Origin of the sequence: Gordonia sp. DT30 (assembly GCF_049844915.1) — a bacterium.
GTDB lineage: Bacteria > Actinomycetota > Actinomycetes > Mycobacteriales > Mycobacteriaceae > Gordonia.
The window spans coordinates 209505-236484 of the sequence record NZ_JBNCLY010000002.1 but is presented as its reverse complement, the minus strand read 5'-3'; the positions used below and the strand labels follow the sequence as shown (position 1 = coordinate 236484).

Here is a 26980-nt window from a genome sequence, read left to right as displayed (position 1 = left end):
ACGATCAGTTCGCGGCCTCGGCGAGGATCACGCGTGTCTTGTCGACGTCGCCTGCCATCGCGGTGATCAAATCGTCGATGCTGTCGAACGGTTCCATCGGCCGGATGTGACTGACGAAGTCGACCGCGACGTGCTGCCCATAGAGGTCGGCGCTGGTGTCGAGCACGAACGCCTCCACGGTGCGCGTACGCCCCGAAAACGTCGGGTTGGTGCCCACCGACACCGCGGCCTCGTACCGCTCACCGGGCACCACCTGGCCGACCACCGGTCCGGCCCCGAGGACGGTGAACCATGCTGCATACACCCCGTCCGCCGGGATCGCCGCATGCATGGGCGGCGCGACATTGGCTGTCGGAAAACCCAATTCGCGGCCACGGCCGTCGCCGCGGACGACCACCCCCTCCACCCGATGGGGGCGGCCGAGCGCCTCGGCGGCACGTTCCACGTCACCGGCAGCCACGCACGACCGGATGTAGGTCGACGAGTAGGTCACCGCATCTTCACCGAACAGCGATACCGCCTGTACCGCGAACCCGAACTTCGCACCCAGCTCGGTGAGTTTCGCGACGTCCCCGGCCGCCTTCTTCCCGAAGGTGAAATTGGCACCCACCACGACATCGGCGGCGTGCAGCCGTTCGACGAGCACATCGTGCGCGAAGTCCTTGGGCGTGCGCGAGGCCAACTCCGGCGTGAAGGGCATCACACAGAAGACGTCGATACCGAGCTGCTCGGCGAGTTCGGCACGACGCGTCAATGTGGTGAGCTGCGGCGGATGGTTACCTGCCCGCACGACTTCCGCGGGATGTGGGTCGAACGTCATCAGCACCGCCGGGACGCCGCGCTCGCGCGCCGCCCGCGTCGCGGCGCTGATCAATTCCGCATGCCCGCGGTGCACACCGTCGAAGACGCCGATCGTGACCACACACCGACCCCAATCCGCGGGGACGTCCTCCAGACCTCGCCAACGCAACACGCCGACCAGACTACGGCCACCGCCACCGCCAGACCAGCACCGACCGGCCGAGTGAACACGAGGTGGAACCCACCAACGATTCGGATGGAGCGGAGGTGTCCGCGCGCCGATGACTCGGCCCCGGCCATGCACTGCTTCGCATCTGGAGCCGATCGCCACATAAGCTTGCGGCCATGCCCAACAGAGGACTGCCGTCGACCAGTGGTGGGGATGACGACACCGAGCGCGCGGTGGCCACGCTGTCGACCGTGACGCAGGATTACCTGAAGGTCATCTGGACATCCCAGGAGTGGGCCGACGTCAAGGTCACCACCAAACTGCTCGCCGACAAGATGGGCGTATCGGCATCGACCGCATCGGAATCGATCCGGAAGCTCGCCGATCAGGGCCTCGCGTCCCACGAGCGCTACGGCGCGGTGACACTCACCGACCGCGGGCGGGCGGCCGCGGTGTTGATGGTGCGCCGGCACCGTCTGCTGGAGACCTACCTGGTCCGTGAACTCGGCTACGGGTGGGACGAGGTGCACGACGAGGCCGAGGTGCTCGAACATGCTGTCTCCGACCGGCTCGTGGCCCGCCTCGACGCGAAACTCGGCTTCCCCAGCCGCGATCCGCACGGCGACCCGATCCCCGCCGTCGACGGATCGGTGCCCACGCCCGACGCCAGTTCACTTGCTGATCTCGACGTCGGCGACTCCGGGACCATCGCCCGGATCTCCGATACCGATCCGGCGATGCTGCGGTACTTCGACCAGATGGGTGTCGCGCTCGACTGCGCCCTCACCGTCGTCGAGAAACGACCGTTCGCCGGCACCATCGCGATCAGCGTGAACGACGGCGCACCCATCGATCTCGGCGACATCGCCGCGCGCGCGATCTTCCTGATACCGGCCGGCTGAGCGCCTCGCATTTTCTCTCCCCGGCCGCCTCGGCCGGGTCCGATGACGTTCAGCGCAATGTCGCCGGCCGCACGACCATCACCGAGCTGGCCCGGCGTCCCCGCTCGTCGATGAGGGCGATCGCCTGCCCACGCGGGTCCACCGCTACGTGAATTCCCTTGTTGCCCAGCGGCACCAGCCACCGCCCCTGGCTGATCGACTCGGCCTCGTCGTCGTCGATATCGCGTCGTGGAAACGACAGCAGTGCCGCCTGGTCGATCGTCAGCGACAGCTCCGGAGCCTCGGCGAGTTCTTCGAGAGTGCGCGCGTGCGTGAGGATGAACGGTCCGACGGAGGTGCGCCGAAGCGCGGTCAGATGACCTCCGGTCCCCAACGCATCGCCCAGATCGCGTGCGAGCGAGCGGATGTAGGTTCCCGACGAGCAGTCGACCTCCACGTCGAGGTCGAGAAAGCGCGCCTCTCCACTGTCATCGTCGGCACGGTGCGTCGCGCGAATCTCGAAGCGCGACACCGTGACCGGTCGAGCCGCAAGGTCGAACTCGGCGCCGGTGCGCGCGAGCGCATGGGCCCGGCGGCCGTCGACCTTGATCGCACTCACCCGGGCCGGAACCTGCGAGATGTCACCGGTGAGATCGGCCACCGCTGCCGCGATGGTCTCGTCGGTCACCGTTGCGACGTCGCCTCGACCGATGATCTGGCCCTCGCGGTCGTCGGTGTCGGTGGCCGCGCCCAATCGGATTGTCGCCGTGTAGGACTTGGTGTTGAGCGAGAGCAGGCCGAGCAACTTCGTGGCGCGCTCGATGCCGACCACGAGCACCCCCGTCGCCATCGGATCCAGTGTGCCCGCGTGCCCCACCCGGCGGGTGCCGAAGATCTTGCGGCACTGTGACACCACATCGTGGCTGGTGATGCCCGCCGACTTGTCGACGATGACCAGACCGGCGTTCTCGATGGATGCGTCGGCCATCTCAGACGACCACGATCGCGGTGGTGATCAGTCCCTGGTCGACCTTCCAGCGGCCCCTGAACTCGGTCAACGGCGTGCCCCCATCGGTGGCGCGCCCGTCGATCAGGATCTGCGACCGGAACGTGCCGGTGGGCACGTCGGCGGCCGGATCCTGGTCGAAGCCGATGTGGGCATCCTCGAATCCCAGCCACCGGCCGGTGAGCGGGAACCACGCCTTGTAGGTGGCCTCCTTGGCGCAGAACAGCAATCGGTCCCAGTGCAGGGTGTCGGGTCGCCCGGCGAGCACCTCCCGCTCCTGCGGCAGGCTCGTGTGGTCGAGGACGCCGGCAGGCAACGCGTCGTGCGGCTCTGCATCGATGCCGAGCGACCGCACGGCCATCGCGTAGGCCACGATCGCGGCACGGTATCCGTCGCAATGGGTCAGACTGCCGACGACCTGCGGCGGCCACAACGGCATCCCCCGTTCACCACGCATGATCGCGACCGGTTCGATACCGAGCTGCCCGAGCGCCTGACGTGCGCAGTGCCGCGCCGTCGTGAACTCGCGACGCCGCTTCTCCACCGCCCGCGAGATCAGTGACTCCTCCCCTGGCAACGGCACCAGATCCGGTGGATCGCCGAAGGATTCGGCCGACGCCACGCCGGCCGGCAACAGTTGCTCGATCAAGAGCCGTCCTCGCTTGTCTGTCGTCGGGCGCGTTCTCTGTCGGTGCGGCGTTCTTCGATGCGGCGCCGGAACTCGGCGGCACGTTCGGCATAGTCGGGTGGTAGCTCGAAACGTGCGCCGTGCTCGGGCAGGTCGGACGGCTGCACGTCGTTCGGGATGATCTTGCGCAGCAAAGGTTCCGGGAGGCCACGGCGTTTCCACTCGCGAGGATAGCCCACCGACACCTCGTCGAAGCGGACACCGTCGTACCACGTCGTCCGCGGGATATGGAGATGGCCGTATACACAGCAGGCGGCGTTGAACCGGGTATGCCAGTCTGCGGTCTCGGTGGTGCCGCACCATAGTGCGAATTCGGGATACATGAGTGCGTCGGTCGGTTCGCGGCGCAGTGGCCAGTGATTGATCAGGACGGTCTGCTCATCGGGGTCGAGAGCCTCCAACCGCGCCCGGGTGGCCGCCACCCGGGCCCGCCCCCACGCGTCTCGTGTCGGAAACGGCTCCGGCGACAGCAGGAATTCGTCGGTGGCCACCACGTTGCGTTCACGGGCCAGAGCCAGCGCCGACAACGCCGTCGTCGTCCCCTCGGGCCGAAAGGTGTAGTCGTAGAGCAAGAACATCGGCACCACCCGGACCGGTGCCGAACCGTCACCCGGATCGAACAGCGGATAGATGTCCTCGGGCGTCACCACCCCGATGTCCCGGCAGGCTTGTACGAGGTAGTCGTAGCGGGCCACCCCGAAGATCTGCAGCGGATCCCGGGCCGTCGTGTAGAGCTCATGGTTGCCGGGTACCCAGATGACGGTGTGGAAGCGGGTTCGCAGCCGACGCAGCGTGTCGATGATGTCGTCGGTGCGTTCGGAGACGTCACCGGCGACGATCAGCCAGTCGTCGCCCGACTGCGGGCGGATCTCGTCGAGGATGTGCTCGTTGCCGCGGTGCGCAACGTGCAGATCGCTGATCGCCCAGAGAGTTGCCACGAGTATCCATCGTGCCATGCGCTCTGTTCACAGGGGGCGCCCGCCATGACCGGGTTCCGCGCCGACGCCGCGGCGACATGCCATGATGCTGTCCATGACGCACCCATACCCGTCCGTACCGCCGGCCACCGCGGTACCGGCCCGCGGTTCACGCATGCCCGGCGGACGCGGGCCGTGGTGGGCACAAGTGGTCGTCAGTGCGGTGATCGCGATCGTCCTGTGGTGGCTGGCGCTGGCGATCCTGATGATCACCTACCACGCGTTTCCCACCGACGACATGGGCGCCAACGTGTGGGCGACGTATGTCGCGTGGACGATCATCTACCTGATCGTCGTCGCCACTGTCGGGGTATGGGGCCGGACGCCCGTGCGCGGCCTTCTCGGTGCCGGGTTCGCATTCGTCGTCCTGGCGCTCAGCCGGGGTGTCGAGGTGCTGCTCGATGTCGATGGGAGCAGCTTCTACCTCCTGGCGCACGACTGGTACGACGCCGTGGAGAACACCAGCACCGTGTTGTTGCTTACGGGAACGATCGGAGGCTGGAGTATCGCACGACGCACGACACCGTTCGCATGGATCGGCGCCCTCCCGGCGATCGGGGTCGTCGCCATCGCGACATGGGTGGACGAGCAGCTCCGCGACTCTCTGTCGTGGTGGCCGTGGTCGTGGCCGTCATCCGCCTACGTATCGATACAGACAGCCTTCATCATCTTGGGAATCCTCGTCGTCTGGGGTTGCGACGCCATCGACCTGGCCGTCCGACGCGGTCGGCCCACACCGCCGTCGTCCGGGCCCGCCCCGTGGAACACCCAGCCCGGGCAAACGACGTGGCCGCCGCCATCACCAGTTGCCCCCGCGGCGTCGCCCTGGCCGGGCGGGCCACCACAGCCCTGGCCGGGCCAGCCGCCCTATCAGCCGCCGCCCACTACCTGATCAGCCCGGACACCGGCCGGTGGCGCCGCTCCCACCCGATGCCAGCGGCCGGACGCGACGCGCCAGCACACCGCGATCAGTCGCAGGATCATGAACACCACGAGGCCGCTCCATACCCCGGCCAGGCCCCAGTCGAATACCAGTGACAGCCAGATCAGCGGCAGGAAGCCGAACAGCGCCCCGAGCAGCGTGGCGGTACGCAGGAACGCGGCGTCACCGCTGCCGAGCAACACCCCGTCGAGGGCGAACACGACGCCTGCGATGGGCAGCATCGCGACGAAGAACCACCACGGCACCCCGATCGCGTCGAGGACGTGCGCGTCGGAGGTGAACACCCGGGGCAGCACACTCGCACCTGCGGCGAAGACCGCCGCCATCAGGGTCGCGGCCACCACCGACATCACCGTCACGCGCCGGGCCACCGATTGCGCGATCGTCACCGATCCCGCACCGAGTGCGGCTCCGACCAGTGCCTGCGCGGCGATGGCGACCGAGTCGAGGAACAGCGACATGAAATCCCAGAGCTGGAGTACCAGTTGGTGAGCGGCGACCTGGGCCACGCCGAACCGTGCGGCCACTGCGGCGGCAGAGACGAAACAGATCTGAAACGACAGGCTCCGCGCAATGAGGTCACGCGCCATCACCAATTGCGCCGAGATCATCGACCACCGCGGCGCGAACGCCGCGAAGCCACGCACGCGCGGGGCATCGGATGAGCGCTGCCGAACCGACGTCAGACGTTCACGCACCACACGGCTCGCGAACAACAGTCCGGTGATGGCCTGCCCGATGACGTTGGCGACGGCGCTTCCGACGATCCCGAGCCTGGGCAGAATCCACAGACCGTGCACCAGGCCGACGACGAGTACAGCCGAAATGACCAGTCCGACAACCACATAGATGACGGGCAGGCGGGTTTCTTGCACTCCGCGCATCCAGCCGTTGCCGGCCATCGAGAGAAGGATGAGCGGTACCCCGAACACCGCCACTCGCACCCATTGGGTCGCGTCGGCGGCCACGATGGACGACGACGCCGACGCGTCACCGACCAGCGCTCGCATCACATAGGGGGCGATCGGCCACGCGATGGCGACGAGTACCAGCCCGGCAATCAGCGCAATCCAGCTGGCCTGCACCCCCTCGTCGACCGCACCCGGCCGGTCGCCGGCACCGAATCGGCGTGCCGAGCGCGCCGTCGTCCCATACGACAGAAAGGTCAACTGGGTGCTGATGATGGACAGCACCAGGGTGGCCACCGCCAGGGCGGCGAGCTCGTCGCCGCCGAGGCGACCGACCACCGCGAGGTCGAGGAGCAGATACAAGGGCGGCGCGATGAGGACCGCCAGCGCCGAGATGGTGAGAACCCCGACCCGGCGCACGCCGGCGTCGAGTTCGCTCACAACGACTTTCGGAGACGCGCAATCACCTCAGACGCCGAGCCGGTGTCGCTGTATCCGGAGGATTGACGATGCCCGCCGCCGCCGTGTGCCTGCGCGATCGGCACCAGATCGACGGTGCTCTTCGAGCGCAACGACACCGTCCATCGCCCCGCTGTGATCTCCTTGAACACCGCGGCCACCTCGGCCTCTGCCGTGGTACGCACGATGTCGATCACGCTCTCCGATTCCTCCCAGCTCATCCCGGCCAGCGCCTGGTGATCCACCACCGCGTACACCAATCCCTCACCGCCACACGCGGATCGGTCCAATTGTGCGGTTCCGAGAATCGTCGAGACCATGCTCAGCCAGCCGAACGGATGGGTATCGAGCAGTCGGCGGCTCCAGGTGCGTGAGTCGACGCCGGCGTCGAGCAGCCGCGCCGCCACCCGGAATGAGTCCGGCCGGGCCCAGCGGAACGAGCCGGTGTCGGTGGTCAGACCGGCATACAGGCACGTCGCAATGTCCTCATCGAGGTCCACACCGAGATCGTCGAGTACCCGCAACACGAGCACCGCGGTGCAGTCGGCATCCGCGTCGATGAAGTCGAGATCGCCGAATCCCGAGTTCGACACGTGGTGGTCGATGACCACCGTTGTGTCCGCCGAGGCGAATCGCGGTTCCAGCTCTCCCAGACGCTCCTCACTCGCGGCATCCACCGAGACGACGAGGTCGTGGCCGCGCACGGCGACTCCGTCGACGAGCAATTTGTGCCCGGGCAGCTCCGCGAGCGCGACCGGCAACGACTCGGGGCCGGGATGGGCCACTTCCACCTCCATCCCGAGGCGGTCGAGGGCCAGCCCGAGTGCCAGCCCGCTGCCGATGGTGTCGGCGTCCGGCCGGATGTGGCAGAGAATCGTCACCCCGCCACCGGCGTCGGCGACCCGACCGATGGCCGCGGCGACAGCGACGCTCGACGCCGTGGTCACGCCTGATCGTCCTCCGGGCCATCACCGGGCTCGTCCGCGCGGTACGGGTCGGCCTCGCCCGCGTGCCGCGCATCTGCGGCTTGTCGCGCCACCAGCTCGTCGTTCGCGCGGGCCCGGGCCACCAGTTCTTCCATGTGCCGAGCAGTATCGGGCACCGTGTCGAGCACAAAGGTCAGGGTCGGGGTGAAGCGCACGCCTGTACCCGCGCCGACCTTGGACCGCAGAATGCCGGTGGCCTTTGCCAGTCCGGCAGCAGCGGCTTCGTAATCCGGGTCGGTGTCCAGGGTCTCGCCCAGCACCGTGTAATAGACAGTGGCGTCGTGCAGATCGCCCGTCACACGCGCGTCGGTGATCGTGATGTACGCCAGCCGTGGATCCTTGATCTCGTGCGCGATCGCCGATGCCACGATCGATGAGATCCGCTTGGCCAGCCGTTGCGCTCGTGCCGGATCAGCCATGATTGTCCTTCCCAAGAGGTAAGCGAGATACTCCCCCTCCGCGAGATGCCCGGATATTCATCCGGTCATGCTCGCAGAAGGGGAGCTCGGGGCCAACAAACGCGTCAGTCGCGCGGCTTCTCCTGCAGCTCATAGGATTCGATGACGTCGCCGACCTTGATGTCGGAATACGTCACCGTGAGACCGCATTCGTAACCTTCCCGGACCTCGGTGGCATCGTCCTTCTCCCGCTTGAGCGAGGCGATGGTGAGGTTCTCCGCGACGACCGCATTGTCGCGCAGCAGGCGTGCCTTGGCGTTACGGCGGACGATACCCGACTGGACCAGGCAGCCGGCGATGTTACCGACCTTGGACGACTTGAAGATCGCGCGGATCTCGGCGCGGCCGAGCTCCACTTCTTCGTAGATCGGCTTGAGCATGCCCTTGAGCGCACTCTGGATCTCGTCGATCGCCTGGTAGATCACCGAGTAGTACCGGATGTCGACGCCCTCACGGTTGGCCAGCTCGGTGGCCTTGCCCTCCGCGCGGACGTTGAATCCGATGATGATCGCATCCGACGCCGAAGCCAGGTTGACGTTGGTCTCGGTGACGCCACCGACACCACGGTCGATGACCCGCAACGAGACCTCGTCGCCGATGTCGATACCGATGAGGGCCTCCTCGAGGGCCTCGACGGTACCGGCATTGTCGCCCTTGAGGATCAGATTCAGCTGACTGGTTTCCTTCAGCGCCGAATCCAGATCTTCCAGGCTGATCCGCTTGCGGCTGCGCGCGGCCAGCGCATTGCGCTTGCGCGCATTGCGGCGGTCGGCGATCTGCCGGGCGATGCGGTCCTCCTCGACGACGAGCAGGTTGTCACCCGCACCGCACACCGACGTGAAGCCGATCACCTGGACCGGTCGCGACGGCAACGCCGCCTCGACATCGTCGCCGTACTCGTCGACCATGCGGCGCACGCGTCCGTAGGCGTCACCGGCCACGATCGAGTCACCGACGCGCAACGTACCGCGCTGAACGAGCACCGTGGCCACCGGACCGCGACCGCGGTCGAGGTGTGCCTCGATCGCCACGCCCTGGGCGTCCATGTCGGGGTTGGCCCGCAGATCCAGCGACGCGTCCGCCGTGAGCAACACGGCTTCGAGCAGCTCATCGATGTTCGTACCCTGCTTGGCCGAGATGTCGACGAACATTGCCTCGCCGCCGTACTCCTCGGGGATCAAGCCGTACTCGGTGAGCTGACCGCGGATCTTCGTCGGGTCGGCACCCTCCTTGTCGATCTTGTTGACCGCCACCACGATCGGCACATCGGCCGCTTGCGCGTGGTTGATCGCCTCCACCGTCTGCGGCATGACGCCGTCGTCGGCGGCGACCACCAGGATCGCGATGTCGGTGGCCTTCGCACCGCGGGCACGCATGGCGGTGAACGCCTCGTGACCGGGGGTATCGATGAAGGTGATCAACCGGTCCACGCCGTTGAGGTGGGTGTCGACCTGGTAGGCGCCGATGTGCTGGGTGATACCGCCGGCCTCGGCCTCGCGGACGTTGGCCTTACGGATCGTGTCCAGCAGGCGGGTCTTGCCGTGGTCGACGTGACCCATGACGGTCACCACCGGCGGACGCTGCTCGAGATCTTCCTCATCGCCCTCGTCCTCGCCGTAGCTCAGATCGAAGCTTTCGAGGAGCTCGCGATCCTCGTCCTCGGGGCTGACCACCTGAACGGTGTAGTTCATCTCCCCGCCGAGCAGCTCCAGCGTCTCGTCGTTGACGGATTCGGTCGCCGTGACCATCTCGCCGAGGTTGAACAACGCCTGGACCAGCGCTGCAGGGTTGGCGCCGATCTTGTCGGCGAAGTCCGACAACGATGCTCCGCGCGCGAGGCGAATGGTCTCGCCGCCACCACGCGGCAGACGGACGCCGCCGACGGCGGGCGCCTGCATCGAGTCGTATTCCTGACGCTTCTGCCGCTTGGACTTGCGGCCCCGTCGGGGCGCACCACCGGGACGGCCGAACGCACCCGCGGCACCACCGCGGCCACGTCCGCCACCACCTGGGCGACCGCGGAAGCCACCACCGGCGGGAGCACCACCGGGCGCACCGCCGCCGCCACCGCGATAGCCACCGCCGCCACCGGCACCGCCGCGGTTGCCACCGGGGCCGCCGGGGCGACCGCCGGGACGGGCATCCGGCCGGGCCGCACGACTTGGCATCGCACCCGGATTCGGGCGCGGGGGCATGTTACCGGGGCTGGGACGAGGACCGCCCTGACCGGGACCGGGACGCGCTCCGCCCGGACCGGGCCGGTTCTGGGCCCCAGGTCGGCCACCGCCGGGGCGGGGACCACCCTGACCGGGGCCGGGACGAGCGGCCGGCGGCCGCGGAGCGGGAGCCGACGAGTACGGGTTGTTCCCGACACGTGGTGCACGCGGGCCGGGCTTGGGTCCGCCGGGACGCGGTCCCGGGGTCGGGGCCGACGGCGCCTGTGGAGAGGCTGCCTTCTCGGCGGCCGCCGGTGCCGGAGCAGCCGTCGGTGCCGGGGCGGCTGCCGCCGGCTTCAGGCCATCCGAGGACGCCGCTGCCGGTGAGGCGGCCGGCGCTGCCGCGGGACGCTCCGGACGGGGCTGCGCGGGACGCGCCTGCGCCGGAGCGGCCGGCTCGGCGGCCGGCCTGGGGGCAGCACCGTTTCCGCCGGGCTTGGGACCCGGACGCGGACCCGCGCCGGGTTTGGGGGCGGAGCCGTTGGCACCGGACTTGGGTGCCGGCGAGCCGCCGTCTTTCTTGGGAAATGATTCACGAAGTCGACGGGCCACGGGGGCCTCGACCGTCGACGACGCGGACTTGACGAACTCGCCCTGCTCCTTGAGGCGTTCGAGCACTTGCTTGCTCGTCACGCCCAGATCCTTGGCCAGTTCGTGCACGCGGGCCTTGCCTGCCACTGCTCTCCTCACTTGGAGGCCGAGCGGGCTGCCCGCTACGGCCTCGGATTACGTCCGATACGTGCTCATCGTGGTGACTTCACGCTGTGCTCATGTCTTCTGCTACCTGTTCCGGCCCGTTCTCGGGCCTGCTGTCGTCCGTGGTCGGTGATGGCGCTGCCGCACCGATCACATCTGCGAGGTCATCCGGGCCCACTACCAGGCCCGGTGCCCTCAATGCCGGTCCGAATGCGCGTCGCCGCATCGCGGCGGACACGCAGTCCGCCCGCGGATGCAACCACGCACCTCGCCCTGGCATGGTCTTCGCGAGATCGACGACGATCGCGGACCCGTCGGCACCCTGACGGGCGACCAGACGAACCAGTGCCGGAGCCTCGGCGCGATGCCGACACCCGATGCACGTACGAACCGGACGATCCCGGCGACCATCGCCAGATGGCGAGGTCGACGGCTTTCGCTGAACCATCGCTCAGTCTAGCGCGCGCGGCCGCGACTAGGACAATCGGCTGCGGGTGGTGTCCGAATCAGCAGACTGCGCATCATCGGCATCGGAACGGATGTCGATGCGCCATCCGGTCAGACGAGCGGCGAGCCGCGCGTTCTGCCCTTCTTTGCCGATCGCCAGGGAAAGCTGATAGTCCGGTACGACGACCCGAGCCGCCTTGGCTGCGAGGTCGACCACCTCGACAGAGACAACTTTCGCCGGGGACAATGCATTCCCCACGAACGTCGCCGGGTCGGTGTCGAAGTCGATGATGTCGATCTTCTCGCCGGCGAGCTCGCTCATCACATTGCGCACCCGCTGCCCCATCGGACCAATACACGCACCCTTCGCGTTGAGTCCGCTGACCCCGGTGTGCACGGCGATCTTCGACCGATGCCCGGCCTCTCGGGCGACCGCGACGATCTCCACCGAACCGTCCGCGATCTCCGGCACCTCGAGCGCGAACAACTTGCGCACGAGTGTGGGATGGGTTCGCGAGAGCGTGATCTGCGGTCCGCGCTGCCCCCGGCTCACCCCGACGACGTAGCACTTGATGCGGTCGCCGTGGTGGTAGGTCTCCCCCGGGACCTGTTCGGCCGACGGGATCACTCCCTCGGTGGCGTTGGCCTCGTTACCGATCTGCACGATGACCATGCCGCGCGCGTTCGCGCGGGCATCCTGCTGGACGACGCCACCGACGATCTCACCTTCATGGGTGACGAGGTCACCGAAGCTCTTCTCGTTCTCCGCGTCGCGCAACCGTTGCAGGATCACCTGGCGGGCCGTGGTGGCGGCGATGCGGCCGAATCCCTCGGGAGTGTCGTCGTACTCGTGGACGACCTCTCCGTGTTCGTCGAGTTCCTGTGCCATCACCAGCACCGCGCCGGTGCGGCGGTTCACGTCGATGCGTGCGTGCGGCGCGAATCCGTCGGTGTGGCGGTACGCCGTCAGCAGTGCGGTCTCGATCGCCGTGATGACCGTGTCGATCGAGATTCCCTTGTCTGCCTCGATCATGCGCAGGGCATTGATGTCGATGTTCATGGTCGGTGACTCCTATTCACTTGTCGGCCTATTCGCCTGTCGGGCCTATTCACTTGTCGTGTTCACAATTCGGTGGGACCGGGATCCCGGCGCTGCGCTATCTCCTCGTCGTCGAGTCCGCAACGCTGGAGTTCGGCGGCACTCGGCCGGGAGAAGTCGACCTCGACAACCGCGCGCTCGACGGTGTCGAAGGGAATCGTCTCCGTGGTGATCCGGCCGCGATTGTTGACGACGATCTCCACCGCGGCATCGGTGAGCGCCCCGATCCGGCCGGTGAGGTCCGGACCGCTGTCACAGCGAACGTGCACCCGGCGCCCGCGCGAGCGTCGCCAGTGCCGCGGCAGGGTCAACGGGCGTCCGATTCCCGGCGAAGTGACCTCGAGTGTGTACGGGGCGTCGGAGTACTCGTCATGGGCGTCGAGTTCATCGGAGACATCGCGGGTCAGCGCGCCGAGAAGATCGAGATCGGTACCGCCGTCCCGGTCGACGATCAGCTGAATCTCGTCGGCACCGGACTTGTCGGGACCGGAGGAGGTAGAGATGATCACATCCTCGAGGTCGAGCCCACGATCGCGGACGAACCGTTCGACGAGTTCGCGGACCTTCGTCTGGTCGATGGCCACCGTGCTCTCCTCGTCTTCAGTTGTCCTGGATACCGGTCCGGGTTGCGCACCGGCTGTGATGCCCATCCATCGTAGAGGACCGCGCCCGCTCGGCGAAGTTCGCTCACCGGCTCGTGCGCCGCCGTGCATCCGGCGGTTCACGAGGCTGGCATCATGTGTCGGGTGAGCGCCCCGCACCCCGTTGTGACGAACGCCGATCCCGCCGGCTTCTCCCGGCGAACCCTCCTTCGCGGTAGTGCGGCAGTGGCGGCCGGAGTCGTCATGGTGACCGCTGCCGCGGGCTGCGACCGCGGCCCCGATCCCAACCAGACGACGGCGCAGGCACTCCTGCCGCTGGCGCGTTCAGCACTTGCCGATGCCGCTGCTGCCGGCGCCCTGGCGCCGCAGGTGACCGAATACTCGGCGGCGCTCGGTGTGGTCGCCGCTCAGCGTCGCCAACACGCACAGGCCCTCCGCGAAGAGATCACCCGGCTCGACCCGGGCGCGACCGCCCAGCTCGATCCCTCGAGCAGCCCGGCCCCCAACAGCCCCGCCCCCGACACCACGGCCCCGACGTCTGCCCGTCCGGTCACCTCGGTCGACGAGATGCGTTCGGCCCTGTCAGCGTCGACGAAGGCGGCCCGTGCCGCGGCCATCGGCCTGTCGGGATATTCAGCCGGGCTGGCCGGGTCGATCAGCGCATCGACGACGACTCTCATGGAGGTCCAGCTGGGATGAGCAGCACCACCGATGCACTGGCGAACGCGGCCGGCGCCGAGAACGCCGCCATCTTCACCTACGGCGTGATCACCGCATTCGTCTCGGCGTCCCGGCGCCCGATGGTCGACGACAACATCGCCGCGCACCGCACCGCCCGGGACGCCGTCAACGAGGCGATCACGAAAGCCGGTGGCACACCGCCGGAACCGGCCGCCGGCTACACCCTGCCGTTGACCGTGAATGATCCGGTCGGCGCGGCCAAGGCCGCGGAGGCCGCCGAGGACGATTGCGCCGTCGCATACCGGTCGGTGATCGAGAAGGCAGACTCCGAATCCGCCCGAATCCTCGGCGTCGACCAGCTGACCGCGTCGGCGCGGCGAGCCGCGCAGTGGCGGATCGCCTTGGGCGACAAGCCCGCCACTGTGCCCTTTCCCGGCCGGCGCTGAATCCTCCCCGGCGTCGGCTCAGCCCCGGACGCTCGCGGTGATCGCGTCTGCGGCCTCGGCCACGGGCACCTCGATCGAGTCGCCGGAGAAGCGGTCACGAACCTCGACCACTCCACCGGCATACCCCCGACCGACGACGACAACTGTTGGTACACCTAGCAATTCAGCGTCCTTGAACTTGACCCCCGGCGACGCCTTGCGGTCGTCGAGCAGCACCTCGAGGCCTGCCGAGTCGAGGTCGGCGGCGAGGGTGGCGGCACCGTCGATCGCCGCCTGGTCCTTGTTCGCGATCACCAGGTGAACATCGAACGGCGACACCGCCTGCGGCCAGCGCAGCCCCTTGTCGTCGTGCCACTGCTCGGCAAGCACCGCCACCAGCCGGGAGACGCCGACCCCGTACGACCCCATGGTCAACCGCACGGGCTTGCCACTTTCCCCGAGGACGTCGACCTCAAAGGCGTTGGTGTACTTCTGGCCCAACTGGAAGATGTGCCCGATCTCGATACCCTTGGCGCTGACCAACGGCCCCTTGCCGTCCGGTGACCGATCGCCATCGCGCACCTCCGCCGCCTCGATGGTGCCGTCGGCGGTGAAGTCGCGCCCGGCCACCAGCCCGACGACGTGCCGGTCCGGCTCGTCTGCACCGGTGATCCAGGACGAGCCATCACCGACGCGCGGATCCACAAGGTAGCGAACACCGTTCTCGGCCAGCCCTTTCGGACCGATGTATCCCTTGACGAGGAAGGGGTTGGCAGCAAAGTCGGCGTCGGTGAGCAATTCGAACTCGGCCGGTTCCAGCGACGCCTCGAGCCGCTTGACGTCGACCTCCCGGTCACCGGGGAGGCCGATTCCCAGTAGTTCCCAATCGCCGCCGGGCTCCCGAACTTTCACCAGCACGTTCTTGAGAGTGTCTGCGGCGGTGAATGTTCCGTCGAGATTCGCGTTGGCCCAGGCGACCAGGGCGTCGATGGTGCGGGTATCGGGGGTCTGGTGCACCGTCGCCGCGGGCAGGCCGTCGAACCCAACCGGTTGCGCTGCCGGCGTGACAACGGCTTCGACGTTCGCCGCATAGCCGGATTCGAGGCACCGCACGAAGGTGTCCTCACCGACCTCGCTCTCGGCGAGGAACTCTTCGGACGCGCTGCCACCCATCGCCCCCGAGGTGGCGGCAACGACGACGTAGCGAACCCCGAGACGCTCGAAGATCCTCTGATAGGCCTCGCGGTGCGCGTGGTAGCTGACCTTGAGGCCGTCGTCGTCGAGATCGAAGGAATACGAGTCCTTCATCACGAACTCGCGGCCGCGCAGGATGCCCGCGCGGGGACGTTCCTCGTCGCGGTACTTGGTCTGGATCTGGTAGAGGATCACCGGCAGATCCTTGTACGACGAGTACTCGCCCTTGACCAGCTGGGCGAACAGCTCCTCGTGGGTGGGACCGAGCAGCATGTCGGCGCCCTTGCGGTCCTTGAGCCGGAACAGCGCGTCGCCGTATTCGGTCCACCGGCCGGTCTCCTCGTAGGGGTCGCGCGGCAGCAGCGCGGGCAGCAGGATCTCCTGTCCCCCGATCGCGTTCATCTCCTCGCGCACGACCCGTTCGACAGCCTTGAGTACCCGCAATCCCAGTGGCAGCCAGCTGTAGACACCGGGCGCCGCACGCCGGACGTAGCCGGCGCGCACCAGCAGTTTGTGGCTGGGAACCTCGGCGTCGGCCGGGTCGTCGCGCAGGGTCCGCAGAAACAGATTCGACATGCGAGTGATCACAGGTGGCGAGTCTAGTCGGGGGGTCCACCGGGTTTCTCGACGCATCCGCCGCGCTCGGTATCGTGTTGCGGTGCTCGTGATCCTGCCTCCCTCCGAAACCAAATCCGACGGTGGCGTCGGTCCACCACTGAGCCTGCCTGCCCTGTCGTTTCCCGATCTCGGTCCGACCCGCTGCCGCATCGCCGGGGTGCTCGTCGAACTCGCCGCCGATCTCGATGCGAGCCGCCGCGCACTCGGCCTCGGCCGGACCCAGCTCGGTGAGGTCGACCGCAACGCCGAGCTGTGGCTCTCCCCCACCCGCCCGGCCATCGAGCGCTACACCGGCGTGCTCTACGACGCCCTCGACCACTCCGGACTCACGCGCGCGGGCAAGAACAAGGCGGCCGATCGGCTCGCCATCGGCTCGGCGCTGTTCGGTGTCGTGCGGGCCACCGATCCCATCCCCGCCTACCGACTCTCCGGCGGCTCCAAGCTGCCCGGCCTGCCGACGCTGGCGTCGGTGTGGAAGCCCGAGCTCTCGCGCGCACTCGACGCGGTCGACGACTTCGTCGTGGACCTGCGTTCGGGGATCTACCAGCAGTTGGGTCCGGTCACCGGTGCGGTGACCGCGACGGTGATGACCGAAAGTGCCGACGGCAGCCGAAAGGTGGTGAGCCACTTCAACAAGCACTACAAGGGTCTGATGGCGCGTGAACTCGTACGCACCCGACGGACGATCCGCGACATCAACGTCCTGGCCTCGGTGCTCGCCGACGCGGGACAACGGGTGGAGATCACCCGGGCCGACGAGATCGTCGTCCTGACCGGCTGAGCCACTCGGCCGATGTGCTCAGGCGTGGTCGCGCGCACTCACGTCGTTGACGTCGAGGGTGGCGTTGGCCGCCTCCTGGGCGGCCTGCCCTTCGGCGACCTCCTCGGGGGTGAACCGCATGAACATCACCACGACCGCCGCGATGACGGCGATCCCGGCACAGCACGCGAACCCGAGGCCGTAGCCGTCGGCCTGGGCGGCCAGTTGTGTGGCGTTCATCGTCTCCACCGGTGCGGTGGTACCGCCCTGGGAGAGTGCGCGTGAGGTGACCATCGCACCGACGACCACCAGTCCGACTGCGCCACCGAGGTTCTGGGCCACCTGCGCGAGTGCGGTCAGCGGCCCGATCTCGGTGGGCGCGACACCGGCGACCACCGACAGGGTCAGCGGGATGACGGCCAGGCCGACGCCGAAACCGATGACCACCACCGGTATCGCGATGCTCGGGAAGTAGTCGGGCATATTGGTGGCGATCGACGCGGCATACAGGCAGCCGGCGAGGATGACCGCGCCGCCGGCCAGGACCAGCCAGCGGGGCTGGATCATCAATGCGAGCTTGGACGCGATGGCCGCGGCGACCCCGAGACCGACCGCGAACGGCACCACGGCCAGGCCGCTCTGGATCGGCGTGTATTTCAGGATGCCCTGCAGGTACAGCGAGATGAACACCGCCATGCACATCATGATCATGCTGGCCAGCAGGATCGCCACGAGGGCGGCGACGCGGCTGCGACTGTCGAACAGCCGCAGCGGCAGGATCGGGTTGGCGGCGTGTCGCTCCCACAGCACGAAGGCCACCAGGGCCAGGCCGCCCAGGACGAAGGAGCCGATGACGATCGGCCGGCCCCAGCCGTTCGGTCCGTCGCTGACCGCCAGCACCAGCAGGGTGCAACCAAGAGTTGCCAGCACCGCGCCGGGCACGTCGAGCGGCATGCGCTCGCCTTGCGACTCGCGCAGCGCGAAGAGTGCGCCGATCACGACGGCCAGGCCGATCGGCACGTTGATCAGGAACACCAGTCGCCACGAGATCTGGGTGAGGACGCCCCCGAGGATGAGGCCGGCGACCGAGCCGACGCCCGACATCGCCGCGTAGATGGCGAACGCCTGGCTGCGCGGCTTACCGGGCGCAAAGGTGGTTGCGACCAGTGCCATCGCCGTCGGCGCGGCGACCGCGGCCGAGGCTCCCTGCAGCGCGCGGCCGATCACCAGAGAAGGCTCGTTCCAGGCCAGTCCGCACAGCAGTGACGTCGCGGTGAATGCCGCCACGCCGAAGATGAACATGCGTTTGCGGCCGAAGGTGTCGCCGAGGCGCCCGCCGAGCAACATGAGTCCGCCGAAGGCCAGCACATAGCTGGTGATCACCCAGTTCGCAGCCGATTCGCTGAGGGACAGGGAGTCGCGGATGCTGGGCAGGGCGAGCGCGGCGACGGTGCCGTCGAGCACCATCAGCAGCTGCATTCCCGACAGAACCAGGATCGCCAGACCGAACACCGGGCGGTAGTGATCCGTCGGTGCCGTCGTGGCATGGCTCGACGCCGAGGAGGTCGACATACCGGTCGACGCTACCGCCCACGGTCGCGACGATGCCAATCCCTGTTGGCGTATCGGCGCGTGCGGTTGGTGTGCGTGATGGGGTCAGCCGAGGAACGGGACGACGTCGTCGGCGTCGGTGAATCCGGCGACCGCGCCGACGACGACGATGGCCGGGGGGCGCAGTCCCTGGGTCGCGGCGGTCTGCGCGGCGTGCGCGAGGTCGGTGCGGATCACCCGCTGCGAGGGCAGCGAACCGTTCTCGATCATCGCGACCGGGGTGTCGGCGGCGCGGCCGCCGTCGAGCAAGGCCTGCGCGAAGACGTCGATCCGTTCCACCGACATCATCAACACCAGCGTGCCACGCAGCCGTGCCAGCGCCGACCAGTCGACCAGGGAATCGGGATGGTCGGGGGCCACGTGACCGGACACGATGACGACCTCATGGGTCACGCCCCGGTGGGTGACCGGGATTCCGGCCACCTCGGGCACCGAGATCGGGCTGGTGATGCCGGGCACCACCGTCACCGGCACACCGGCTGCGACACACGCCTGCAGTTCTTCGAATCCGCGACCGTAGACGTAGGGGTCGCCGCCTTTGAAGCGGACCACGAACCGGCCTTCCTTGGCCTTGGCGATCAGGACGTCGTTGATCGCCTCCTGCTTCATCGCCCGTCCGTAGGGAACCTTGGCGGCGTCGATGATCTCCACCTGCGGGCCCAGCGCAGCGAGCAGCGCCGGCGGGGCCAGCCGGTCGGCTACCACGACGTCGGCGGCCATCAGCAGCCGTAGACCACGCACGGTGATCAGGTCGGGGTCGCCGGGTCCGCCGCCGACCAGGGCCACACCGGGCGGATGTGCGGCATCGTCGACGCGCAGTTCGCCGTCGGCCAGCGCCCGGCTGATCGCCGCGCGCAACGCCGCCGAGAGCTTGTGGTCACCGCCGGCGAGCACACCGAACTGAATGTCGCGGTGCCGCCCGGATGCCGGGGTGACCGCGGTGCCGAACCGGGCGTCATCGGCACGCACACAAAACGTGTGCCGTCGCTCGGCCTCCTCGACGACCGCGGCGTTGACCTGCGGATCGTCGGTACAGGCCATCGCATACCACGCGCCATCGAGGTCGCCGTCGGCGTAGGCACGCGAATGCACGGTGACACCGGCGAACGACTCGACCGCCGGGGTCGGGTCCACGGCGATCACATGGACCTCGGCACCTGCGGCCACGAGATTGGGCAGGCGCCGCTGGGCCACCGATCCGCCGCCGACGACGACGACCTTGCGGCCACGCAGGTCCAGGCCGGCGAGATAGTGCCCGGGATCGGGACTGTCGTGGCCACGCGTCGATGGAGCATCGCGACCGGTGTTGGCGGGGGTGTCGGACATGACTCGGGAGCCTACCGGCCCGCTCGGTGGGGTGATCCGATCAGAGGGGCAGCTCACCGGTGTGGCGGATATTGGCCCATACGTCGGCGGCCGGGACGCCCAGGCGATGCGCCGACGCCTCCAGCAGCGTGCCGAGTAACAGTGAACTGCAATATTCGCCGGCCGAGGGATCGTCGGCGTGCGTGCGGATCTCGTTCCACCACGTCCGGTTGTGGCTGGCGGCTGCTTCGGCCATGGCGATCGCCGTCGCGAAGCCACGTGGCACCAGTGCACTCTCGCCCGGCGTGGGCGGCGATTCGCAGCGCTCGCAGGCCTCGGTACATCCAGCGCCTTCGGACTCCGGACCGGTGCGGAGATCGCCGCCGAGGTCGATGATCGTCACGCGCCTGCGCTCGCCTTCTTGGCCGCGCGCTCGAGCGCGCGCGCTCGCGCCTGTTCGAACTTCTCGACCTTGACGTTCATCTCCTCGAGGTAGCCGGCGAGCTTGTCGCGATACAACTCGCCCAGCGGGCCGAAATCGTTGCGCTCGAAGATGCGCCACTTGCGTAGCACCGGCATCACGACTTCCGAAAGATGTTGTGGCAGATCATAAATCCCACCCTTGGCGATGAGTACCGCATTGCGCCGGAAGTTCGGCATCGTCGCGCCGGGCATCTGGAAGTTGGTCACGATCGCATGGATGGCGACCATCGCCTGATCGGGAACGAGGTCGAGGGCCCCGGCGACGATGTTGCGGTAGAAGAGCATGTGCAGGTTCTCGTCGGCGGCCACGCGTTGCAGCATGCGGTCGGCGATCGGGTCGCCGCACGCCTTGCCGGTGTTGCGGTGACTCACCCGGGTCGCGAGTTCCTGAAAGCTCACGTAGCTGACCGCGAAGAGCATGTCGAAGCCGTGGTCGCGCTGACCGTCGTCCTCGGGCAGTGGATCGAACCCGTGGGTCATGTGCAGCATGCGCAGCTCCTCGAGCTCCACCGGATCCACGCCGCGGGTGACCACGAGGTAGTCGCGCATCACCGTGGAGTGCCGCATCTCCTCGGCGGTCCACCGTCCGACCCAGAATCCCCAGGCATCGTCGAGCGTGAAGTGCTCGGCGATGACCCGGTGATAGGACGGCAGGTTGTCCTCGGTGAGCAGGTTGGTGATCATCGCGGCCTTGGCGACCTCGGACAGCTGCGACTGTTCGGGATCCCAGTCCACCCCGCCGAGCGCGGCGAAGTTCCGCCCGTCATCCCACGGCACGTAGTCGTGTGGATGCCAGTCCTTGGTCATCTGCATGTGACGTTCGACTTCGGTTTCGCAGACCGGCAGCAGTTCGCGCAGGAGATCCGATCCGGTCATACCGGTGTCGTTGATTGCTGGTCCGATGAGGCTTGTCACTCGTCGCTCCTAGGTATCGGGGCCGTACCGCCGGGGTTACTGCGGGGCTCGCCTCCACTCTCGCGAAACCGCGCCGCGTCCACGTGAGCCGAAGGTCCCGAATAGCCCGGGACCGACGTCGCGATCTGCGGGCGGAGGTGGGGTAATTTCGTCCCATGGCCACCACCGATGCGCGTGCACCCGAGGCCACTCCGGCCCCCTCAGATCTCGCGGCTGCCGATTCTGGTACGCCTGTGCGGGTTTTCCTGGTCGACGACCACGAGCTCGTCCGGCGGGGACTGCGTGATCTACTCGGCACGGCCGGCGACATCGAGGTCGTCGGCGAGGCCGCCACGGTCGCCGAGGCGCGAACCGCGATCCTCGCCGCACGTCCGGATGTGGCAGTGCTCGACGTCCGCCTGCCCGACGGCAACGGGGTCGAGTTGTGCCGCGACGTGCGGTCCGCCGAGCCGTCGGTGCACTGCCTGATGCTGACCAGCTATGCCGACGACGACGCCTTGCTCGCCGCGGTCCTGGCCGGCGCGTCGGGCTTCGTCCTCAAGCAGATCCTCGGCCACAACCTGGTGGCCGCGGTGCGCACGGTCGGTCGTGGCGGGTCACTGCTGGACGACCGCAGCACCGCGGCCCTGCTGGCCAGGCTGCGCGACGGCAAAAAGCAGACCGATCCGCTGGCCGGGCTGACCCATCAGGAACGTGAGGTGTTCAACTTCATCGGCGACGGTCTCACCAACCGGCAGATCGCCCAGAACATGTTCCTGGCGGAGAAGACGATCAAGAACTACGTCTCCCGGATTCTGGCGAAGCTCGACATGCAGCGGCGCACCCAGGTGGCGGTGATGGCGACCAGGATCCGCGACGGCAAGGCATAGCCGGATCCCGGCGCCGAGGGCGCCCGAGATTCCGTCGCCACCGCTCGAGACACCGCCGACAGCACTCTCCCGGCGGCGAGCGCTGTCAGGCCCGACCCTAGGTCAGGTGCCGGCCGAGGAACCTCGCGGCCGCCTCCCCGGCGAACTGTGGCACCCCGGTGTGCCCGCCCATGTTGGCGTTCAACGTCTTCTCCGCGGAACCGAACGCATCGAAGAGATCAAGCGCGGCCTGCCGATCGTTGCCCTCGTCGTCCCACTGCAGCAGGACGTGCAGCGGAATCGTGACCTGCCGGGCCTCCTGGTACATGGCCCGGGGCACGAAACTGCCGGCGAACAGCACCGCGGCCGCTATCCGCGGCTCGCTCGCCGCCAGCCGCACCCCGATTGAGATCACTCCCCCGGAGTATCCGACCGGACCACCGAACTCGGGCAAGGCGAATAGCGCGTCGAGGACGCCCTGCCATTCCGGGACCGACTTGTCCACCAGCGGGACGATGAGTGCGTCGATGATCTCGTCGCCGACCGGCTCACCGGCGGCCAGAGCGCGCCGCAGCCGGGCGCGAGCATGTTCGAGCGTGTCCCATCGGGGCCGGTTCCCGCTTCCCGGAAGCTCGATGGTGACCGCCGCGAAGCCGTCGGCGGCAGCGCTTGCGGCCCGGGCCGCGAGCCGCGGGTACATCATGTCCAGTCCGCCGGGATGACCGAGCAGGACGATCGGCGCCGGTCCGCTTGCCGAGTGGGGCATCCAGATGATGCCGGGGATGTCACCGAGGACGAAGTGTCGTTCGAGGATGTCGTCCCCGATGTGTTGTTCGGAAATGAAATGCATGCCTGCGGCCTTTCGGAGTGCCGTTGCGGAAAGGCGCTCCGGACGACCTATCGCCCGACCGTGGCCCCAACGGGGAGCACCCATGTCGATACTGCGCTCACGGATACCACCTCCTCGTCGTCTGGCACGGCTGAGGTGAAACCTAGCAGAGGTCACCCGCGACCCGCGATCGGTTTTCGCCTTCTATGCCTGCAGCGGCACCGACCACGTGAGAGTGGTTCCGCCACCACGGCCGTCACGGTGGCGCGGACTGGTGTCGATGTCGAAGACGCCGTCGCACTCCTCAGCCCGGCGGGTGAGATTGTCGAGCCCTCGGTAGGTCACGGTGGCGTCGATACCCACACCGTCGTCGCTGATCTCGACGCTGAGCACATCGTCGGCGCTCACCGACACCGAGATGTGCTCGGCGCCGGAGTGGCGCAACGCATTCGACAGTCCCTCGCGCAGCACGGCGTCGATGTGCGGGCCGAGGACGTCGGGAACGATGGTGTCGACCGGGCCGACGAACCGCACACTCGGCGAGATCGGGGCGTGTGCGGACAGTTCGGAGACGATGTCGAGTACGCGCCGGCGCAGAGTGGACGTGTCGTGGTGCCCGGGGACGGTCTGCAGATCGAAGATCGAGGTGCGGATCTGGGCGATGGTCCGGTCGATGTCGGTCATCACCTGATCCAGTCGCGCCGTGGCGGCGTCGTCGACGTGGCCGTCGTTGCTGCGCGCGGCCTGCAGCGTCTGTACCGACATGCCGATCGCGAACAGCCGTTGGATGACATGGTCGTGCAGATCCCGAGCGATCCGGTGCCGATCCTCGAGAACCTCGAGATCGCGTGCCATGTCTTGCTGTTCGGCGTAGACGACGGCCAGCGAGATGATCTCGGCGACACCGGCCAGCCCGGAGATCTCCTCTTCCTCCCAGAATGGCTTGGCGCGGTGGGTGATCAGCACCCAGCCGAAAGCCCCGGAAGCCCGGTGCAGCGGCTGGACGGTCACCCACTGCGCCCCGTGCGCCCCGAGTGGCCCGAATGCCCCACCGAACTCCTCGGCCGGCAATACCGACATCCCACTCGCCGACGGCACCGTCAGATCACGCGCGTCGAGTCCATCTCTCGTGGCACCCTGCACCGACAGGTCTCCTGCTTCCCCGGTGACCAGGTATACCTCGAGCGCCCCGACCAGATCACGAACGTCGGAACACATCCGGGACAGCGTGTCGGACAATGCTATTCCGGCCAGCGGCTCGGAGCCGCGGTGCACGAGTATCTGCATCCAGCGATGCCGGGCGCGGGCCCGCTCGAACAGTCGCGCATTGTCGACGGCGATCCCGGCGGCCACCGCGAGCACCGAGATGAGTGCCTCGTCGAGTTCGGAGAATTCCGCGCCTCCACGTTTCTCGGTCAGATAGATACGGCCGAATATCGCACCGCGGATGATCACCGGCGCGCCCAGGAACGTCGTCATCGGCGGATGATTCGGCGGAAAACCCACCGAGGCAGGATGTTTCGAAAGATCCGGAACGCGCAAGACGTGCGGATCGTCCATCAGGACGCCGAGCACCCCGCGTCCCACCGGCAGCGGACCCATCAGCGCCCGCTGCTCTGGTGTGATACCGGTATAGACGAAGGCGCTCAGACCGCCGTCGGGTCCGCGGACGCCGAGCGCGCCGTACCGGGAATCGAGCACGTCGACGGCCACCTCGACGATGCGCTGCAACGCGTGGTCGAGCTCGAGTCCTTGTCCGACCAGCAGCACCGCCTCCAGCAGATCACGCAGTGTGTCGGGGTTGTCGACCCCGTGCGCGGTCAGCGCCGCGAGCGCCTTGGCCACCTCACGGCCTGGCATGCGCGTTCTCCTCCCGGGTTTCGATGCCCGCCGCCGCCTGCACGAACCGGACGACCGCCCGGGGCACCGCCACCGGATGGACGTGCAGATAGGACGCATGGACGGCCCCGCCGCCGATGCCGTCTGACACCGGCCGGCCTCGACCGTCACGCCACGCCCACGCAGGTTGTGCCGCAGCCAGTTCCACATACGATCGGTGGAATTCGTGGCCGGTGACGCGGGTGCCCGCCGGATGGAGCCCCGAATCACCGACGGCGACCGCGTCACGGTATCCGAGCGTCAATCGCGGCCCGAAGCGGCCGACGCCGTCGATGACCCCGGCCATCGGGTGGCCATCGAGTTCACGACACAGGTACAGCAGTCCGGCACACTCGGCGTGAATGGGACCTCCGGCGCGGGCGTGGGCGACGATGTCGTTGCGCAACTGCACGTTCGCCGACAACTCCGCTGCGTGTTCCTCGGGAAAACCCCCGCCCAGCACAACTGCGGCCGCCCCTTCGGGCAGGCGTTCGCCCAGTGGATCGAAGGCGGCAACCTCGGCGCCCGCGGCGCGGAGCATCTCGGCGTGCTCGGCATATCCGAAGGTGAAGGCGGCACCCGCGGCCACGGCCACGACCGGCCGGCCGGCCACCGGTTGATTCTGCCCGGCGGAGCCCGCCCCGGCGGCCTGCGCGATCGCGTCGTCGGGCGACCAGCTCCGGCCCGACGCCGTATTTCCGCCAGGTGCCGCCGTTCCGCCGCGCGCGGCATCGACGATCGCCTCGACGTCGAGAGCGGCCGACACGGTGGCCGTCATCGCCGCCACGGCCGCCACCGCGTCGGTGCGCCGCTCGGCGGCCGGAATGAGCCCCAGGTGGCGTGAGGGCACCATGAGCTCGGGATCTCGTTGCAGCACACCGAAAACCGATAGACCCACGCGATCGCAGGCCTGCCGCAGCACGGCCTCGTGCCGGGGCGAGCCGACCCGATTGAGGATGACGCCCGCGATCCGTACCGACGGCGAGTACCCGAGGAACCCGTGCAGCAGAGCGGCCAGCGACTGGCTGTGCCCGGCCGCGTCGACCACCAGGATGATCGGTGCACCGATGAGCTTTGCCACATGCGCGGTCGAACCGATCCCATCCGGATCACCGCCGCCGGAATCCTGGGCGAAGCCGGCGCCGATGCCGGTGATCCGGCCGTCGAACAGGCCCATCACCCCCTCGACCACGGCGATGTCGGCACCCGCGGCACCCCAGGCGAACAATGGTGCGATCAGTTCGGCGCCAACGAGATTGGGATCGAGATTGCGGCCGGTCCGGCCGGCCGCGAGCGCGTGATAGCCCGGATCGATGTAATCCGGACCGACCTTGAACGGCGCCACCCGATGACCGGCCGCGCGTAATGCGCCGATCAATCCGGTGGTCACCGTGGTCTTACCGCTACCCGAGGAGGGTGCGGCGATGACCACGGCCGGCGCAGCGCTCATGGCCTCACCACTCGATTCCCTTCTGGCCCTTGCGGCCGGCGTCCATCGGGTGAGCGACCTTACCCATCTCGGTCACCAGATCGGCGGCGTCGATCAGTGCCTGGGGCGCACGGCGACCGGTGATCACCACGTGCTGGCGGCCCGGCCGGGCCGCCAGCACCTCGAGAACCTCGTCGGTGTCGATCCATCCCCAGTCGAGCGGATAGGTGAATTCGTCGAGGATGTAGAAGTCATGCTCCTCGGCGGTCAGCCGCCGGGCGATCTCCGACCACCCCGACCGCGCCGCGGCCGCGTGGTCTTCGTCCGCATCGGCGTTGGCGCGCAGCCACGACCAGCCCTGCCCCATCTTGTGCCACTCGACCGGACCGCCCCGGCCGGTGCTGCGATGTACCTCGTCGAGCGCGGCGAGGGCGGACTCCTCCCCGACCCGCCACTTGGCGCTCTTGACGAACTGGAACACCGCGACGTTCATCCCCGCGTTCCAGGCACGCATCGCCATGCCGAAGGCCGCGGTCGACTTTCCCTTGCCGTCCCCGGTGTGCACCGCGAGCACCGGCATGTTCCGGCGCTGCCGGGTGGTGAGCCCATCGTCGGGGATCTCTGTCGGAATACCCTGCGGCACTGCATTTCTCCTTGACTTGACTTAC

Annotated in this window: 26 protein-coding genes; 6 read left to right on the top strand and 20 right to left on the bottom strand. The window is 68.2% G+C overall.

Features of this window, described 5'->3' with window-relative positions:
- Positions 1–4: 4 nt before the first annotated feature.
- On the bottom strand, positions 5–973 hold the full coding sequence (locus ACLQ3C_RS03060; RefSeq protein WP_425703319.1) for a bifunctional riboflavin kinase/FAD synthetase: 969 nt from the start codon (positions 971–973) through the stop codon (positions 5–7).
- Between the two features lie 173 nt (positions 974–1146).
- Between ACLQ3C_RS03060 and ACLQ3C_RS03055 the strand changes: the two genes are divergently transcribed.
- The gene (locus ACLQ3C_RS03055) at positions 1147–1872 is read left to right on the top strand and encodes a metal-dependent transcriptional regulator (protein WP_425703317.1); all 726 of its coding nucleotides are present in this window, start codon (positions 1147–1149) and stop codon (positions 1870–1872) included.
- 49 nt (positions 1873–1921) lie between these two features.
- On the opposite strand, the gene truB is transcribed toward ACLQ3C_RS03055, so the two are convergent.
- Genes truB through ACLQ3C_RS03040 form a run of 3 tightly spaced genes read right to left on the bottom strand, consistent with a single transcriptional unit; the run spans position 1922 to position 4483 of the window.
- Positions 1922–2839 (bottom strand): tRNA pseudouridine(55) synthase TruB, encoded by a 918-nt coding sequence (gene truB, locus ACLQ3C_RS03050; protein WP_425703315.1) that lies wholly within the window; start codon positions 2837–2839, stop codon positions 1922–1924.
- 1 nt (position 2840) lies between these two features.
- Positions 2841–3506, bottom strand: a complete 666-nt coding sequence (locus tag ACLQ3C_RS03045) for a 4'-phosphopantetheinyl transferase family protein (protein ID WP_425703313.1) — start codon at positions 3504–3506, stop codon at positions 2841–2843.
- The gene (locus tag ACLQ3C_RS03040; protein WP_425703311.1) at positions 3503–4483 is read right to left on the bottom strand and encodes a metallophosphoesterase family protein; all 981 of its coding nucleotides are present in this window, start codon (positions 4481–4483) and stop codon (positions 3503–3505) included. The genes ACLQ3C_RS03045 and ACLQ3C_RS03040 overlap by 4 nt, the downstream gene beginning before the upstream one ends.
- Before the next feature lie 94 nt (positions 4484–4577).
- On the opposite strand from ACLQ3C_RS03040, the gene ACLQ3C_RS03035 reads away from it, so the two are divergent.
- Entirely contained in the window at positions 4578–5414 is an 837-nt protein-coding gene (locus tag ACLQ3C_RS03035; protein ID WP_425703309.1) for a hypothetical protein, read from the top strand.
- Here ACLQ3C_RS03035 and ACLQ3C_RS03030 read toward each other — a convergent pair.
- The 7 genes from ACLQ3C_RS03030 to rimP form a co-directional block, all read right to left on the bottom strand.
- The gene (locus ACLQ3C_RS03030) at positions 5393–6814 is read right to left on the bottom strand and encodes an MATE family efflux transporter (protein ID WP_425703307.1); all 1422 of its coding nucleotides are present in this window, start codon (positions 6812–6814) and stop codon (positions 5393–5395) included. The genes ACLQ3C_RS03035 and ACLQ3C_RS03030 overlap by 22 nt on opposite strands.
- The gene (locus ACLQ3C_RS03025) at positions 6811–7779 is read right to left on the bottom strand and encodes a DHH family phosphoesterase (protein ID WP_425703304.1); all 969 of its coding nucleotides are present in this window, start codon (positions 7777–7779) and stop codon (positions 6811–6813) included. Before ACLQ3C_RS03025 ends, ACLQ3C_RS03030 begins: the two co-directional genes overlap by 4 nt.
- Entirely contained in the window at positions 7776–8237 is a 462-nt protein-coding gene (gene rbfA / locus ACLQ3C_RS03020) for a 30S ribosome-binding factor RbfA (protein WP_425703302.1), read from the bottom strand. The genes ACLQ3C_RS03025 and rbfA overlap by 4 nt, the downstream gene beginning before the upstream one ends.
- A 104-nt stretch (positions 8238–8341) precedes the next feature.
- Positions 8342–11170, bottom strand: coding sequence for a translation initiation factor IF-2 (gene infB / locus ACLQ3C_RS03015; protein WP_425703300.1), 2829 nt, complete (start codon positions 11168–11170; stop codon positions 8342–8344).
- Between the two features lie 79 nt (positions 11171–11249).
- Positions 11250–11636 (bottom strand): YlxR family protein, encoded by a 387-nt coding sequence (locus tag ACLQ3C_RS03010; RefSeq protein WP_425703298.1) that lies wholly within the window; start codon positions 11634–11636, stop codon positions 11250–11252.
- Positions 11637–11663: 27 nt separating this feature from the next.
- Positions 11664–12695 (bottom strand): transcription termination factor NusA, encoded by a 1032-nt coding sequence (nusA, locus tag ACLQ3C_RS03005; RefSeq protein ID WP_425703296.1) that lies wholly within the window; start codon positions 12693–12695, stop codon positions 11664–11666.
- Between the two features lie 62 nt (positions 12696–12757).
- The gene (gene rimP / locus ACLQ3C_RS03000; RefSeq protein WP_425703294.1) at positions 12758–13318 is read right to left on the bottom strand and encodes a ribosome maturation factor RimP; all 561 of its coding nucleotides are present in this window, start codon (positions 13316–13318) and stop codon (positions 12758–12760) included.
- Positions 13319–13471: 153 nt separating this feature from the next.
- Here rimP and ACLQ3C_RS02995 point away from each other — a divergent pair, with 153 nt between their 5' ends.
- Positions 13472–14035: a hypothetical protein gene (locus ACLQ3C_RS02995; RefSeq protein WP_425703292.1), complete on the top strand. Its 564-nt coding sequence runs from the start codon at positions 13472–13474 to the stop codon at positions 14033–14035.
- On the top strand, positions 14032–14463 hold the full coding sequence (locus ACLQ3C_RS02990; protein WP_425703290.1) for a ferritin-like domain-containing protein: 432 nt from the start codon (positions 14032–14034) through the stop codon (positions 14461–14463). Before ACLQ3C_RS02995 ends, ACLQ3C_RS02990 begins: the two co-directional genes overlap by 4 nt.
- Before the next feature lie 18 nt (positions 14464–14481).
- Here the strand turns inward: ACLQ3C_RS02990 and ACLQ3C_RS02985 are convergent, their stop codons facing one another.
- A complete protein-coding gene (locus ACLQ3C_RS02985; RefSeq protein ID WP_425703532.1) occupies positions 14482–16212 on the bottom strand; it encodes a proline--tRNA ligase in 1731 nt (576 codons plus the stop codon).
- Positions 16213–16294: 82 nt separating this feature from the next.
- Between ACLQ3C_RS02985 and yaaA the strand changes: the two genes are divergently transcribed.
- Positions 16295–17035, top strand: a complete 741-nt coding sequence (gene yaaA, locus ACLQ3C_RS02980) for a peroxide stress protein YaaA (protein WP_425703288.1) — start codon at positions 16295–16297, stop codon at positions 17033–17035.
- Positions 17036–17053: 18 nt separating this feature from the next.
- Here the strand turns inward: yaaA and ACLQ3C_RS02975 are convergent, their stop codons facing one another.
- The 4 genes from ACLQ3C_RS02975 to ACLQ3C_RS02960 all read right to left on the bottom strand — a co-directional run bounded on the left by ACLQ3C_RS02975 (position 17054) and on the right by ACLQ3C_RS02960 (position 21328).
- On the bottom strand, positions 17054–18586 hold the full coding sequence (locus tag ACLQ3C_RS02975; RefSeq protein ID WP_425703286.1) for a DHA2 family efflux MFS transporter permease subunit: 1533 nt from the start codon (positions 18584–18586) through the stop codon (positions 17054–17056).
- A gap of 84 nt (positions 18587–18670) precedes the next feature.
- Entirely contained in the window at positions 18671–19951 is a 1281-nt protein-coding gene (gene cobA / locus ACLQ3C_RS02970) for a uroporphyrinogen-III C-methyltransferase (protein ID WP_425703284.1), read from the bottom strand.
- Positions 19952–19991: 40 nt separating this feature from the next.
- Complete coding sequence (locus ACLQ3C_RS02965; protein ID WP_425703282.1) at positions 19992–20333, bottom strand: hypothetical protein; 342 nt, start codon at positions 20331–20333, stop codon at positions 19992–19994.
- Positions 20330–21328 carry an acyl-ACP desaturase gene (locus tag ACLQ3C_RS02960; protein ID WP_425703280.1) on the bottom strand — a complete coding sequence of 333 codons (999 nt, stop codon included), beginning with the start codon at positions 21326–21328 and terminating at the stop codon, positions 20330–20332. The genes ACLQ3C_RS02965 and ACLQ3C_RS02960 overlap by 4 nt, the downstream gene beginning before the upstream one ends.
- 155 nt (positions 21329–21483) lie before the next feature.
- On the opposite strand from ACLQ3C_RS02960, the gene ACLQ3C_RS02955 reads away from it, so the two are divergent.
- Entirely contained in the window at positions 21484–22197 is a 714-nt protein-coding gene (locus ACLQ3C_RS02955) for a response regulator (RefSeq protein WP_425703278.1), read from the top strand.
- 97 nt (positions 22198–22294) lie between these two features.
- On the opposite strand, the gene ACLQ3C_RS02950 is transcribed toward ACLQ3C_RS02955, so the two are convergent.
- The 4 genes from ACLQ3C_RS02950 to cobO form a co-directional block, all read right to left on the bottom strand.
- A complete protein-coding gene (locus ACLQ3C_RS02950; protein WP_425703276.1) occupies positions 22295–23026 on the bottom strand; it encodes an alpha/beta hydrolase in 732 nt (243 codons plus the stop codon).
- Between the two features lie 183 nt (positions 23027–23209).
- On the bottom strand, positions 23210–24865 hold the full coding sequence (locus ACLQ3C_RS02945) for a GAF domain-containing protein (protein WP_425703274.1): 1656 nt from the start codon (positions 24863–24865) through the stop codon (positions 23210–23212).
- The gene (locus ACLQ3C_RS02940; protein WP_425703272.1) at positions 24852–26333 is read right to left on the bottom strand and encodes a cobyrinate a,c-diamide synthase; all 1482 of its coding nucleotides are present in this window, start codon (positions 26331–26333) and stop codon (positions 24852–24854) included. The genes ACLQ3C_RS02945 and ACLQ3C_RS02940 overlap by 14 nt, the downstream gene beginning before the upstream one ends.
- 4 nt (positions 26334–26337) lie before the next feature.
- A complete protein-coding gene (gene cobO, locus ACLQ3C_RS02935; RefSeq protein ID WP_425703270.1) occupies positions 26338–26955 on the bottom strand; it encodes a cob(I)yrinic acid a,c-diamide adenosyltransferase in 618 nt (205 codons plus the stop codon).
- Positions 26956–26980: the final 25 nt, after the last annotated feature.

Excerpts from the sequence above, each read along its gene's own strand:
- ACLQ3C_RS03055 (WP_425703317.1), top strand. The coding sequence starts at position 1,147 with ATGCCCAACAGAGGACTGCCGTCGACCAGTGGTGGGGATGACGACACC.
- truB (WP_425703315.1), bottom strand. The coding sequence starts at position 2,839 with ATGGCCGACGCATCCATCGAGAACGCCGGTCTGGTCATCGTCGACAAG.
- ACLQ3C_RS03035 (WP_425703309.1), top strand. The coding sequence starts at position 4,578 with ATGACGCACCCATACCCGTCCGTACCGCCGGCCACCGCGGTACCGGCC.
- rbfA (WP_425703302.1), bottom strand. The coding sequence starts at position 8,237 with ATGGCTGATCCGGCACGAGCGCAACGGCTGGCCAAGCGGATCTCATCG.
- ACLQ3C_RS03010 (WP_425703298.1), bottom strand. The coding sequence starts at position 11,636 with ATGGTTCAGCGAAAGCCGTCGACCTCGCCATCTGGCGATGGTCGCCGG.
- nusA (WP_425703296.1), bottom strand. The coding sequence starts at position 12,695 with ATGAACATCGACATCAATGCCCTGCGCATGATCGAGGCAGACAAGGGA.
- ACLQ3C_RS02995 (WP_425703292.1), top strand. The coding sequence starts at position 13,472 with ATGTGTCGGGTGAGCGCCCCGCACCCCGTTGTGACGAACGCCGATCCC.
- ACLQ3C_RS02990 (WP_425703290.1), top strand. The coding sequence starts at position 14,032 with ATGAGCAGCACCACCGATGCACTGGCGAACGCGGCCGGCGCCGAGAAC.
- ACLQ3C_RS02985 (WP_425703532.1), bottom strand. The coding sequence starts at position 16,212 with ATGTCGAATCTGTTTCTGCGGACCCTGCGCGACGACCCGGCCGACGCC.
- ACLQ3C_RS02975 (WP_425703286.1), bottom strand. The coding sequence starts at position 18,586 with ATGTCGACCTCCTCGGCGTCGAGCCATGCCACGACGGCACCGACGGAT.
- cobA (WP_425703284.1), bottom strand. The coding sequence starts at position 19,951 with ATGTCCGACACCCCCGCCAACACCGGTCGCGATGCTCCATCGACGCGT.
- ACLQ3C_RS02955 (WP_425703278.1), top strand. The coding sequence starts at position 21,484 with ATGGCCACCACCGATGCGCGTGCACCCGAGGCCACTCCGGCCCCCTCA.
- ACLQ3C_RS02950 (WP_425703276.1), bottom strand. The coding sequence starts at position 23,026 with ATGCATTTCATTTCCGAACAACACATCGGGGACGACATCCTCGAACGA.
- ACLQ3C_RS02945 (WP_425703274.1), bottom strand. The coding sequence starts at position 24,865 with ATGCCAGGCCGTGAGGTGGCCAAGGCGCTCGCGGCGCTGACCGCGCAC.
- ACLQ3C_RS02940 (WP_425703272.1), bottom strand. The coding sequence starts at position 26,333 with ATGAGCGCTGCGCCGGCCGTGGTCATCGCCGCACCCTCCTCGGGTAGC.